The organism is Corynebacterium parakroppenstedtii (genome assembly GCF_019754935.1).
GTDB classification, from domain to species: Bacteria; Actinomycetota; Actinomycetes; order Mycobacteriales; family Mycobacteriaceae; genus Corynebacterium; species Corynebacterium parakroppenstedtii.
Genome location: NZ_JAGSOA010000002.1, coordinates 352674 through 365564, shown reverse-complemented (window position 1 = coordinate 365564; position 12891 = coordinate 352674). Strand labels below are relative to the sequence as shown.

The 12891-nt window shown below is 57.0% G+C and carries 9 protein-coding genes; all 9 read right to left on the bottom strand.

Annotated features, from left to right (window positions below; genetic code table 11):
* Positions 1-63 precede the first annotated feature (63 nt).
* On the bottom strand, positions 64-1479 hold the full coding sequence (gene ftsZ / locus KCQ76_RS08105) for a cell division protein FtsZ (RefSeq protein WP_046202995.1): 1416 nt from the start codon (positions 1477-1479) through the stop codon (positions 64-66).
* A 236-nt stretch (positions 1480-1715) separates the two neighbouring features.
* Positions 1716-2558, bottom strand: coding sequence for a cell division protein FtsQ/DivIB (locus tag KCQ76_RS08100; RefSeq protein WP_046202996.1), 843 nt, complete (start codon positions 2556-2558; stop codon positions 1716-1718).
* A gap of 41 nt (positions 2559-2599) precedes the next feature.
* Positions 2600-4162: a UDP-N-acetylmuramate--L-alanine ligase gene (murC, locus tag KCQ76_RS08095; RefSeq protein ID WP_046203157.1), complete on the bottom strand. Its 1563-nt coding sequence runs from the start codon at positions 4160-4162 to the stop codon at positions 2600-2602.
* A 103-nt stretch (positions 4163-4265) separates the two neighbouring features.
* The gene (murG, locus tag KCQ76_RS08090; RefSeq protein ID WP_046202997.1) at positions 4266-5369 is read right to left on the bottom strand and encodes an undecaprenyldiphospho-muramoylpentapeptide beta-N-acetylglucosaminyltransferase; all 1104 of its coding nucleotides are present in this window, start codon (positions 5367-5369) and stop codon (positions 4266-4268) included.
* Between the two features lie 73 nt (positions 5370-5442).
* Entirely contained in the window at positions 5443-7098 is a 1656-nt protein-coding gene (ftsW, locus tag KCQ76_RS08085) for a putative lipid II flippase FtsW (RefSeq protein ID WP_231725385.1), read from the bottom strand.
* 5 nt (positions 7099-7103) lie between these two features.
* The gene (gene murD / locus KCQ76_RS08080) at positions 7104-8573 is read right to left on the bottom strand and encodes a UDP-N-acetylmuramoyl-L-alanine--D-glutamate ligase (RefSeq protein ID WP_373369115.1); all 1470 of its coding nucleotides are present in this window, start codon (positions 8571-8573) and stop codon (positions 7104-7106) included.
* 34 nt (positions 8574-8607) lie between these two features.
* On the bottom strand, positions 8608-9705 hold the full coding sequence (gene mraY, locus KCQ76_RS08075) for a phospho-N-acetylmuramoyl-pentapeptide-transferase (RefSeq protein WP_046202999.1): 1098 nt from the start codon (positions 9703-9705) through the stop codon (positions 8608-8610).
* Positions 9705-11234, bottom strand: a complete 1530-nt coding sequence (locus KCQ76_RS08070) for a UDP-N-acetylmuramoyl-tripeptide--D-alanyl-D-alanine ligase (RefSeq protein ID WP_046203000.1) — start codon at positions 11232-11234, stop codon at positions 9705-9707. The genes mraY and KCQ76_RS08070 overlap by 1 nt, the downstream gene beginning before the upstream one ends.
* Positions 11235-11286: 52 nt before the next feature.
* The gene (locus tag KCQ76_RS08065) at positions 11287-12867 is read right to left on the bottom strand and encodes a UDP-N-acetylmuramoyl-L-alanyl-D-glutamate--2,6-diaminopimelate ligase (RefSeq protein WP_046203001.1); all 1581 of its coding nucleotides are present in this window, start codon (positions 12865-12867) and stop codon (positions 11287-11289) included.
* Positions 12868-12891: the final 24 nt, after the last annotated feature.

Sequence of the window (12891 nt, the reverse complement as noted above, 5' to 3'; positions counted from 1 at the left end):
CTTCTGTTTCTTTACGACTTGTTTCCGATGACCCGGATTCTTCACGCTGGCCCGGATTCTTTTTTAGGAGAAGGGCAGATCCAGATCGTCATCGTCGTCGTCATAGTCGTTACGGGAGTCATTCCCCCGCTGCGGCTGCGTCCCACCACGCTGCAGATCGGATTGCTCCTCGGAGAAGCTATGCCGACTACCGGAGGTAAAAAGTCCGCGGTTTGCCTCGGACTGGTAGGACCCACCGCTGCTCTGGGGACGCCCAGCAGATCCGTCGGACTGTCCATAAGGCTGCCGAGAGCCGCTCTCCCCTGAGCCTCCAATCGGTTGCGATCCGGAGGAAGCTCCGAAACCACGGTCCGCAGAGCTGTGCTCACGGCGCTGGAAGGAGGACGTCATCTGCTCACGAGCGCCCGCGGAACCCGACGGTGACGCGCTCGCCGGCTGGCCAGAGAACACGTCACGAGCATTCGATTCCCGTGGTGCAGGTGTCGTTTGGGAATTCGCCGGCTGGGCAGCGTGAGCGCCGCTCGACTGCTCGGTGCTGTCGTCAAACCCGGTAGCGATCACGGTGACTCGAACCTCGTCGCCGAGGTTTTCGTCGATAATCGTTCCGAAAATGATGTTGGCGTCGTCAGAGGCCAAGTTGGCAACGACATTGGCTGCATCGTTGACCTCGAAGAGGCCGATGTCCGAGCCGCCTGCGAAGGACAACAAGACACCGTGGGCGCCCTCCATGGTGTTTTCCAACAGAGGGGAGCTAATGGCCAGTTCGGTAGCTTGAGCGGCACGCCCTTCACCACGGGCAGCGCCGATTCCCATCAAGGCCGAACCAGCATCCGACATGACCGAGCGAACGTCGGCAAAGTCAACGTTAATGACACCCGGGGTGGTAATCAGGTCGGTGATGCCTCGGACACCATTGTGGAGAACTTCGTCAGCCTGGCGGAATGCCTCCATCATGGAGACGTTCTTGTCGCCCATCTGAAGCAAGCGGTCATTCGGAATGACAATCAACGTGTCACACACTTCGCGCAGAGCTTCGATCCCCTCAAGAGCCTGCTTCGTACGGCGCGGCCCTTCGAAGGTAAACGGACGGGTCACAACGCCGACGGTCAACGCGCCTTGCTTCTTCGCGATGCTCGCGACCACCGGGGCGGCGCCGGTTCCGGTTCCACCACCTTCACCTGCGGTGACGAAGACCATATCTGCACCCTGCAGGGTGGATTCAATCTGGTCACGATGATCCTCGGCAGACTTCCGGCCTACCTCAGGGTTGGCGCCAGCCCCCAGACCACGGGTCGCTTCGCGGCCGATGTCAAGCTTGACGTCCGCGTCAGTGAACATAAGCGCCTGAGAGTCGGTGTTCACGGCGATGAACTCGACTCCCTTGAGGCCATCTTCAATCATGCGATTGACAGCGTTGACGCCGCCGCCGCCAACGCCAACCACTTTGATGATGGCGAGGTAGTTATCCGATGTCGTCATGGTTGTAGGGCTCGCCTTTCGTTACACGATCTGTCGCTATCGAACTGTACGGTCTGCGCAAAGACTACAGGATGTTGCCACCTTTATTGCAGAGGCGCAGCGGCCCGTAGCAAAGAATTTTATTTTTTACGTTTCTATAATGCTTCTGAACAGACCAAACACGTGGTGACTAATCCATTCGGCGTGTCGCAAGTCTAAACCTCAACTTTAGGCTTTACCTGCAGTTATGGTTCACACTATTCCTTGACTGAGACCTGAGCCGGGTTGGAAACATCCCATACACGTCCTTCTCGCTGAAGCACGGCCTTCGTCGCTTCTGCTTTAGACGACGCATTATTACTCGTTCCCCATTTCACTGTTTTCTCGTCTTTGAAAACTAACGAAATATTATTTTCATTCTGGGCATCAATATGGTCAATATCGCCGACGATACCCGGCGCGTGCTCGTGAACAGCCTGGGCGACGTGTGCCACTGCACGTGCAGTCTCTTCATCGGGAGAAGTGTTCCCATCCAGCTTCAACGCCCCGTCCGGATGAGGGGAAACGTCGAACTCTCGCCCGTTATCGTCGAAAAGATGATCGCCATCATCATCAACGTAGAAAGCGACGGTTGCTTCCTTCACCGAAATCGAGATAGTCCGCGGCCAGGAGCGCTCCACCGTGGTCTTCGTCACCCACGGCAATCCGACAACATGTGACGCTGCGGCATGAGTATCAATCCGGGTCATATTCTGGCCCTCATGGATCCCCGAGGCGGCAATGATGTCTTCTTTCGAGGTCTGCTCATTACCTTTCACGGAAAAAGAGGACACGGTCAGGATGGGAGCGATGCGGAGAACCACCGCACCGACTACAAGGAGAAGCACGATAATGAGAGCTGCTCCCCACCACCGACGGCGACGTCGGCGACGGCTCTCACCCTGCGATTCTTTACGGCCACCGGAATGAATGACACGTGAGTGCTCCCTCTCTTCGTCAGAATCGACGGGGGAACCAAAATTGTCGATGGGTCCGCTGCGCCCCGGCTGTCTGCCTTTAGCGCCAGCGTTTTTACGCGACGCTTTTCGTGAGCCTCTCACTAGTTCTTCCTACTTACCTCTCACCCAGGTCACGTCTTAACCTACTGCACCGGTTCATGCAATGCTGCAACAATTGGATCTGCCAGCATAGTCACGGTTCCTGCGCCCATCGTCAAAATGATGTCTCCCGGCCCAGCGATACTACTCACCATGCGAGGAACCTCATCGACTCGATGAGCGGCGTGTGTCGGAATAGTCATCTGATCAATGATCAGGTCACTCGTCACTCCCGGAATGGGCTTTTCACGGGCACCATAAATGTCCATCACGATGGCCTCGTCGGCGAGGGACAAAGCCTCAGCAAATTCCGAAGCGAATTCCTCAGTTCGGGAATACATGTGGGGTTGGAAGACGACAATTACTCTGCGCTGGTGGCCTTCCACAGAATCCATTGCCTGGATCTTTTCCCGCGCTGCGGTCAAGACCGCGCGCACCTCGGTCGGGTGATGGGCGTAATCGTCGTAAACAGATGCTCCCTCGTAATAACCGTGTGCAATGGTCCCATGTGATTCGAACCGACGGCGCACGCCCTGGAAGCCGTTGACACCACTCACTGCACGCTCACGGTCAGCCCCGACAAGAACCGACGAGACAATTGCAGCGACAGCATTGAGAACCATGTGTTTTCCGGGAATGTGCATCTCAACGCGGTGCGTGCTCGTTTCCGCCTCATTCGGCTCGCCAGCGGAGTCCTCGGCCGACGCATGTGCGGGTAGAGAAATACGGATCAGCGCATCCGTGCGGTCAGGCTTAGGGGTGATCTCCGTAATTTCCGCCCCCACCGCGATCGACGGATGGCGCGTACACGCATCACTCGTTCCATAACCAATGACGTTTATTCTGTTCCCTTGCTGCACAATCCGCTCAGCCAGTGCCGCAGCGTGCGGGTCATCCACGCAGACCACCAAATACCCGCCATCGACGATGCGATCCGCAAACTCATCGAAAACGTGAATATACGATTCTTCGGAACCATAAAAATCGAGGTGATCGGCCTCAATGTTGGTCACCACCGCAACATTGGGTGAATAGGTTAGCAACGACGCGTCGGACTCATCTGCCTCAGCAACGAACACTGAGCCCGTGCCATGATGCGCATTCGTCCCGGTCGTCGAAAGCTGCCCACCAACAGCGAAACTGGGATCCATACCTGCCTGTTGCAGCGCAATCACTGACAGCGACGTCGTCGAGGTTTTTCCATGAGTCCCGGCAATGAGTAAAGCATCGTGGTCAAGCAGAAGTGCGCCTAAAACGTCGGATCGCGTGACCACGGGGATTCCGCGTTCACGAGCGCTCACCAGTTCCGGATTGTCCTGGGGAATAGCAGCAAACGAGGTCACCACACATGTCGGCGTATCGCCCGTCAAGTCCAGGTTCTCCGCCTTATGTTCCGTGGCAATCACGGCTCCGGCGGCTCGTAAAGCCAGGATGGTGAGCGAGTCTTTCATGTCCGACCCGGTGACCGTATATCCGCGGTCTAACAAGATCCGGGCCACCCCAGACATGCCCACACCACCGATGCCCACCATGTGGACATGTCGGAGTTCATCGGGGGTTATTGCATGTGCCGGATTGACACGTCGGGCATGACGCTCTAAGTGCATGGTGTGCCCAGCGTCCTTCGTCTGCCCGCTGGTTTCGTCGTTATGTGCCACTACTTCGCTCCTTGACTGTGAACAGGTAATTAGGGGAACAGCTACATGGATGTCATCGAGCTGCTGCAATAACGCGTTGAGCTATGTCATCGGCGGCATTGGGGTTGCTGCTTTTGGCCGTTTGCTCCGCCATCACCGTTAAGACATCAGGGTTCGTGATCATGGGAATCACCTTGTCGACGATGGTCTGGCTGGTGAGGCCGTCGTCGTTAATGAGTATGGCCCCGGAATTGTCCACGATGGGCTGGGCGTTCAACGCCTGCTCACCATTGCCATGCGGGAGTGGCACATACACGGCCGGAAGTCCGACAGCGGACACTTCTGCGACGGTCATTGCGCCGGACCGGCAGAGAATCATATCTGCCGCGCTCAATGCCAAATCCATCCGCGAGATATAGGGGACGCCGATATAGGGCGGAGTTCCATCCTGGCGATCAACGTCTATTGAGTTTTTCTTCCCATAGGCGTGGAGTACCGAGACCCCCGCCTCACCGAGTTCGCGTGATACGCCGGAGACCGCGTTATTGATGGACCGTGCCCCCTGGGAACCGCCTGTGACCAGCAACACTGGCGCGTCGGGATCCAAACCGAAATACTCACGGGCCTCTGTACGAAGTCCTGACCGATCGAGCGAGCTGATCTCTGATCGGACCGGGATCCCCACGATCTCCGCGGAAATACCTGACCCTTCAACGGCGGCTAAGCCACGTCCCCCTAAGCGAATTCCCAACTTATTGGCCATACCGGCTCGCGCGTTCGCCTCATGCACGAAAAATGGGATGTGGAGGGATTTGGCCGCGAGATACGCGGGGGCCGAGACATAGCCACCGAACCCGATAAGAACGTCGGCGTTGACATCGCGCAAAATGTCTTTTGTTTGGTTGACCGCCCGACGGACACGGTGTGGAACAGAAAAAAGTGCTTTATTAACTTTGCGTGGGATTGGTACTGGGTCAATCAGCCGCAGGTCATAACCACGTTCGGGGACCAAAGTTCCTTCGAGCCCCTTCATCGTCCCTAATGCTGTGATCCGTGCAGAGGGCACACTGCGACGAACCGCGTCGGCAACTGCCATCGCGGGCTCGATATGACCGGCAGTGCCACCACCAGCAACAACAACGGAGAGCTCTCCGTCCGTATCCTGTGACCTCTTCATACACCCACCTCAGGAATAGCGCTACATCATCGACGTAGCCTTATTTGTGCCTTAAAAACGTGCCTCATTCATATTAACGACGAGTCCCGTCGTCGAACGGTCCAAAGGAACCATTCGTCGTACCGTAATCAGATTGATACGTACGCCGACTGCCGTCTCGGGACCGCCGACGAGGCTCACGGTCATGGGCCCGTTCCCTTCGTGGGGTCGCAGATCCCGAGCTTGGCTGCCTATTGACGTCATTACGTCGACTACGGGGTGACCCGTTCCGGCGAGTCACCGGCTCTCCGAACCTTTGAACCTCGTGGTGTCTGTCTGAGAGCGAACCTCGTCGCGACGATCCCGAACGGCCACCGGATCTCCCTCGCACACCAGCAGTCTTCCGAGAACCGTTACCATTCCGCGATCGCGGATCGTCGTCGTCAACCCACGGGCCTCGGCGCAGCGTTGAAGGATCAAACGCACGCGGTTCCGGGAATCCCAATAATTTATCGACTACGGGGCGGCCGTAGGTCTGCATCGACGACACTGTCTCAGGCTCATGTCGGGCGCAGTTAAGAAGCAACCCCATCGATACCAATGTGATAATGGCCGACGTTCCGCCGGATGAAATCAACGGCAGCTGAATACCGGTGACGGGAAGAAGGCCCGTCACGTAGCCAATGTTGATAAATGCCTGGATCACAATGCCTGTGGTGACCGTCGCAGCCATGAGACGAAGGAACGGATCCGCCTGGTTTAACGCGATGCGCATTCCTACCCAACCCAAGAGGGCGAAGAGGAGGATGACAATGCTAGCACCCAGGAATCCCATTTCTTCACCGACAACGGCGAAGATGAAGTCGTTTTTCGCCTCGGGAAGGTAAAACCACTTGGCACGCGATTGGCCTAGTCCCTGTCCCAGGAAAGAGCCGTCGCCCAGGGACAAGAACCCCTGGTAACTCTGGTACGCCGTGCCTTGTGTATTGGGGAACTTACCAAAGAGGGTTTCTCTAAACACTTCGACGCGGTTGGACCGATACCCGGCCGTCAAGGTCAGAAGAACAGCGAGGCCCAAGCCGCCGGCGATGATCGTCGTCGTGACCCACTTGGGCACACCCACAAACCAAGCCAGAGCGAGGAAAACGATCATAACCGACGCAACCATGCCGAGGTCACGCTCAAGGGCAACAAGAACGATCACAAGCACCACAATCGCGGTGAAAAATCCCAAGACCTCGCGGATTGACCGCGCGTATAGCGCTCTCTCGGACAGAACTGCAGAGCCCCAGACCGCGATGGCTAGCTTGGCAACCTCTGACGGCTGAATGGTGACAGGCCCCAGGACGAGCCATGATTGGGATCCCATCTGCTGAAGACCAGTTCCCAACCCAGGAATCAGAACCAAGATCAACAGAATAACCGCGAGCCCCATCGCCCAGGGTGAAATTTTCTTAATGGTGGCCGGGGACATTCGGATGGCGAAATACAGACCGACGAGGCCAACCACGACCATTCCGGCTTGTTTGAAGAAATCCGTCCACACACTGTTGGAATCTGCCAGCGACGATGCCATCGAACTGGACAGCACCATCAAGAGCCCCACACCGGTCAGAATCGCTGTAATCGCGGCAAGGATGTAGTAGTCAAACTTCGGCGTTGATGTCGCAGCATCAATCTTGCCGACGACTCCTTCCCACCATGATCGCGCACGGCGAGACCTCGTTCCTTGGTCAGATTTCACTGTCACGATCCCTATCCTTCTGTACCGCGCCCATAACGACGAGCAGCTTCAGCGAAAAGGTCGCCACGCTGGCTCATCCCCGTGTACATGTCCAAGCTAGCGGCAGCGGGCGCGAGGAGCACCGTGTCACCAGGTTGCGCCAACCGGGATGCCGCCTGAACGGCTTCATTCATCGCGATCACTGGATCGGTCGACGTAATGACGGTCAAAGGAATGCGGGGATGAATGGTAGCGAGACTCTGGCGAATGATCTCTCTATCCTGCCCCAAAACAACCGCGGCCGAAATACGGTCGGCATTCTTGTGAATGAGATCATCAATCTGGGCACCTTTGAGCTGCCCACCTGCAATCCACACGCATGACTCCACCGCACTTAAAGCTGCGTCCGTCGCGTGAGGGTTGGTCGCCTTCGAGTTGTCAATCCATCGGATGCCTCCAGCTTCATAGACGACTTGTCCACGGTGCTTTTCGACGACAAAAGAAGACAGCGCTCGAGAGATGGCGTCTGGCCCCACGCCCTGTGACCGGGCGATGGCTGTGGCCGCGAGCGCGTCCGCGATGCCAGCCGGACCGGGGGGAGAAATTCTTGTCGCATCTGCAATATCCACACCCTCTGAGTGGGCGGGGACGCACGCGCGGTCAACGATCTTGCCGTCGATCACCCCAACTTGGCCTGCGCCGGGCTCCCCCATCGTGAATTCGATAACACGACGAGCCGGAGTGTCACCGCTGGAGGGGGTTGAAGAAAGTTCCATGTGCCGCTCAGCTTCGCGGCACACACGCTCATCATCTGCATTGACGACGATGACCGGCCCTCGGTACACCCGCGCTTTATCCGCCGCGTAGGCGTCCATCGAGCCATGCCAATCAATATGGTCTTCTGCAAGATTTAAGACGACACCGGCATCAGGGGTGAGCGTCGGCGACCAGTGAAGCTGGAAACTGGAGAGTTCCGCAACCATGACGCTGACCCGCGGAGTCTGTGTTAGCGCAGTCCCTACTGCTACCCCGATGTTCCCCACTGCCTCAGCAGCTGCTCCCGATTCGGCCATCATCGATGCGAGCATCGCCGTGGCAGTTGTTTTACCATTCGTCCCGGTGACGGCTAACCAGGTGCGTGGTTCTCCAAAGCGGCCGTCACGATCGGCGCACCACGCCAGTTCAACGTCACCGATGACCGGGATTCCTTGCTCCTGCGCGTCGTGCAATAGGGGCGTGTCCGGCCGCCATCCTGGCGACGTCACAATCAGCGATGCTTCGTCGAGACGAGAATGAGCCTCCTCGACGGTCATGGCAGATCCCCCGTGGCGGTCTGCAAGCTCACTTGCTGCAGTGAAGTTGCTATCAATGATGCACACCGACCACCCGAGTTGTGTGCCTAGGTCAGCTGCGCCTCGGCCCGATACCCCAGCGCCAGCAATCCAAACTGGGCCTTGAGGTTGAGGAAGATATGACGATGATGTCTGGACGTGAGACATAATGATGTTCTCTTTCCGTATGGGGTCTCGGGTTTGATTAGGTCCACCCTAACCAGTCAGCGTAAAACATACTCACCCCAGCGACGGCGAACATCGCCGTGAGCAGCCAGAAGCGGACGACCACGGTCGTTTCCGCCCATCCTCCGTTTTCGAAGTGGTGGTGGATGGGTGCCATGCGGAATGGCCGTTTACCTGTTGACCGGAAACTGACAACTTGAATAACAACGGAGATGGTTTCCGCGACAAACAAAGCGCCGATAACGATCATCAGCAATTCGGTCCGCGAGGTCACAGACAAGCCGGCAACGAGTCCACCCAGGGCCAGCGATCCGGTGTCGCCCATGAAGATTTTCGCCGGGGCTGCATTCCACCACAGGAAGCCGAGGCACGCGCCTAATCCGCACGCTGCCAAAATGGAGAGATCAAGGGGATCTCGCACCTGGTAGCACGCGACCGACGCATTAGAGGCACACGAGTTACGGAATTGCCAGAAGGTCATGATGGAATACGCGGCCATCACGATCGCAGTTGTTCCTGCAGCAAGGCCATCGAGACCGTCGGTAAGGTTCACGGCATTGGACCAGGCAGTCACCAAGATGTAGATGAACAGCAGGAATATGAGGGTTCCAATAATGCCGCCGCCAATTGCGAAATCAAAGGTATCGATATCGCGGACGAAGGATAGCTTCGTCGAGGCGGGCTTCAGACCATGCTCATTGAGGAACAGGAGGCACAGCACACCGAAACCGATGGCGAGAACGGCCTGGCCCAGCAGCTTTCCTTTTTTGTTCAGGCCAAGGTTCCGCGCCTTCGCCAATTTGATGTAGTCGTCAAGGAAGCCGAGGAAACCCATTCCGACTGTCAGGCCGAGAACTAACAGCCCTGACGCTGTGGGTTTGTAGCTCGACGGGGTAAGAACAGAGGCGAGGTGCGCAAGAAAATACCCACCTACGATGGCGACGATGATGGCGATACCACCCATCGTGGGAGTTCCGCGCTTTCGCAAATGCGATCGCGGGCCTTCCTCACGGATTTCCTGCCCCAGGCCTTCGTCGGAAAAACGACGAATCAAAATCGGGGTAAAAAGAATTGCAATAATAAAAGAAACGGCGCCGCCGATGATGATATGAACCATTACTCTCCGTTCCCTTCATCCTGACCGGACAAAAGCCCTTCCGCGACTCTCCACAGTCCATCTGAGTATGAAGCCTTGATAAGGACAACATCGTCCGGACGAACTGACGACCACACATTATCGACAGCTGCATCGACGTCGTCCACGTGGGTGACATCAACGCCCGAATCCTTAGCTCCGTGCGCTAAAGCTCGCTGGTTAACACCATTGCCGACGACAACAACGTGGTTGATCTGGTGTTGGCCAAGCTCTTCACCGATCGAGTAGTGCTCGTCGGTGGCAGAGGCTCCCAATTCACCCATTTGGCCTAAGACTGCCCAGGATTGGGCATCTTCGCGCGCCTGAACGGTGGACGCCAGTGCGGCGATTCCTGCCCGCATCGAGTCGGGGTTCGCGTTGTACGAATCGTTGATGATGGTGACCCCGTCACGCCGGTTGCGCACATCCATCCGATTCGCGCTCGCCGCAGTGTGGTGCGACAGCGCTGTGGCGACTTCATCCACGGACATCCCGACGGCGAATCCCACGGCCGCGGCTGCGAGAGCATTCGCAACTTGGTGTTGCCCATACACCTGCAGCTGCACGGGGGCGGACTCCCCCGTCGGCATGGTCAAGGTAAAGGAAGCCCGGGCGGAGCTATCGAGGACGACATCAGTGGCAATGACAGCGTCGTGGCCACTCGGGTTATCTGCGGCTTGGTTATCAGTGGCTTCTCCAGACTTCACCGAAAAAGTGATCACACGAGCCGAGGTCCGTGGTGCCATGCCCGATACCAAACGATCATCGGCGTTGAGGATCGCAATGCCACCGTCGTCAGCCGACGGCAAGGCTTCGAAGAGTTCACCTTTGGCTTGGGCAATGGCCTCTCGAGAGCCAAATTCGCCTAAATGAGCCGTACCAACGTTAAGAACTGCACCAATCGTCGGAGGCGCAATCCGCGCCAAGTGAGCGATGTGGCCAATTCCGCGGGCACTCATTTCGGCAACTAAGAATCGCGTCGATTCGGTGCATCGCAAGGCCGTGTAGGGATGCCCAATTTCGTTATTAAAGGACCCCGGTGGTGCCACCGTCTCCCCTTGCGTACGAAGGATCGTCGCAATCATGTCCTTTGTCGATGTTTTCCCGGCAGAACCCGTCACTCCGATAACTCGTAAGCCATGGTGAGCAACTAATTCGGTGACCGTGTGGTGGGCCAGCTTGCTAAGAGCAGCCAATGCCGCCTCGCCTTCCCCATCACGGTCATATTCCAGCGCAGTGGCATTAGTTTCCACGTGCTCAACGTGAGGAATGATGACGGCAGGTACACCCATATCACGTGATAGCAGGGCGAGAGTAGCGCCGTCTTTAATCGCTTGGGCGGCGAAATCGTGGCCATTGACCCGGGCACCCGGCAATGCCAGAAATACTGAACCCGGGGCAATCTTCCGCGAATCGAATTCGACGGGCCCTGGTACTACCGCGTCGGGGTCAATATTGACAAGATATCCGCCGGTAATATCCGCGAGACGCCCCGCCGTCATGGGAATCATGGTTGGCTACCTCTTTCACTACGCCCGTACATGTGATGGCACATAACTACTTTTATTTCTCCACCGAGCTATTGAGTTTATCTTCGATGCTTCGGCGCGTTTCGACCCGATCGTCAAATGGATGAGTTGTATCACCAATCAGCTGGCCAGTTTCATGCCCTTTACCTGCGACGATAACTGCGTCACCCGGCTGGACCCACTGGATTGCTGCGCGGATCGCTTCTCTGCGATCACCGATCTCACGAATGGTAGGCCGATGCTCCGAACCCTCTGTTTTTACTTTATTGCGAGGTTCGTCCGCACGGTCAACATCTACATGGTCAGCAACTTCCTGCGCCCCTGCCACCACTTGTTGGCGTATCGAGGCTGGATCTTCACTACGCGGATTATCATCGGTGACAATAACTAGATCGCTGCGTAGCGCTGCTTCACGTCCCATGATGGGACGTTTCGAATGATCCCGATCTCCGCCGGCACCGACGACGATGGCAATCCGGCCCCGCACATGTGCACGAAGCGTATCCAAGACGGCAGCGATCGCCCCCGGTTTATGGGCGTAATCCACGACGGCCATAAAATCCTGACCACAATCAATACGTTCTAACCGGCCGGGCACGGTCACCGTCGAGAGACCCTCAATGGCGTCCTCGGCTTTCATCCCGGTCTTCACGAGGAGCCCCATCGCCAACATCGCATTAGCGACGTTAAAACGGCCAGGCATCGGTATATGTAGCGTCATCCCGTTCGCGCCGAAGCCGTACAGCTCGGCCGTCTGCACACCGTTATCCATGACGGAGGATGGCCCAGCCCACACGTCCGGCTGAAGCGACGCGTCATGTTCCGACGCAGCTTCCGTCGACACCGTGAACGGATGTGGCAGCATCGTCGCTAATCTCTGCCCCCACGGATCATCAATGCATACGACGGCGGTCTCCGCATGCAGGGGCGAATCCTCCTTGAACAGCCGCGCTTTCGTCTGGAAGTAATCCTCCATCGTGGGGTGGAAATCCAGGTGATCCTGGGACAAATTAGTAAATCCCGCGACGGAGAAATGAGTCCCCAATACACGACCCAACGCGATTGCGTGACTGGAAACTTCCATCACCACATGCGTGACACCACGCTTTTTCATCATCGCGAAAAGTGCTTGAAGGTTAGGAGCTTCTGGGGTGGTGAGAGTCGAAGGAACCTTCTCCCCATTAATCCTGGTACCCGTCGTACCGATCAGCCCAGTTGAAATGCCGTGATGAAGGAGAGCAGCTTCCACCATGTAGCTCGTGGTGGTTTTACCTGCCGTCCCAGTAATACCGATCACTGTCAAGTCGCGGGAAGGGTGATCATAAACAGCCGACGACACCGCCCCGAGCACGGCACGAACATCATCAACGACGATAATCGGTAGGTCCTCACGCGTGACCTTTTCTATCCCATCGTAATCAGTCAAGACCGCTGCTGCCGATGAGGAGTCCGCAAATTGTGCGCCATGAACATGGAGCCCAGGCACCCCGGCAAAGAGCCCCCCTTCTGGCAAAGCCTGAGCATTAAGCCCAATATCCGTGACGACGAGGTCCGGGTCATCAGCCCGAATGAGGCGGCCACCCGATATTTCTGCAAGTTCTTGCAGCGTTGCCATGACAATCTCCTTGATCACGATCTA

Excerpts from the sequence above, each read along its gene's own strand:
- mraY (WP_046202999.1), bottom strand. The coding sequence starts at position 9,705 with ATGGTTCATATCATCATCGGCGGCGCCGTTTCTTTTATTATTGCAATT.
- KCQ76_RS08070 (WP_046203000.1), bottom strand. The coding sequence starts at position 11,234 with ATGATTCCCATGACGGCGGGGCGTCTCGCGGATATTACCGGCGGATAT.
- KCQ76_RS08065 (WP_046203001.1), bottom strand. The coding sequence starts at position 12,867 with ATGGCAACGCTGCAAGAACTTGCAGAAATATCGGGTGGCCGCCTCATT.
- ftsZ (WP_046202995.1), bottom strand. The coding sequence starts at position 1,479 with ATGACGACATCGGATAACTACCTCGCCATCATCAAAGTGGTTGGCGTT.
- murC (WP_046203157.1), bottom strand. The coding sequence starts at position 4,162 with ATGCACTTAGAGCGTCATGCCCGACGTGTCAATCCGGCACATGCAATA.
- murG (WP_046202997.1), bottom strand. The coding sequence starts at position 5,369 with ATGAAGAGGTCACAGGATACGGACGGAGAGCTCTCCGTTGTTGTTGCT.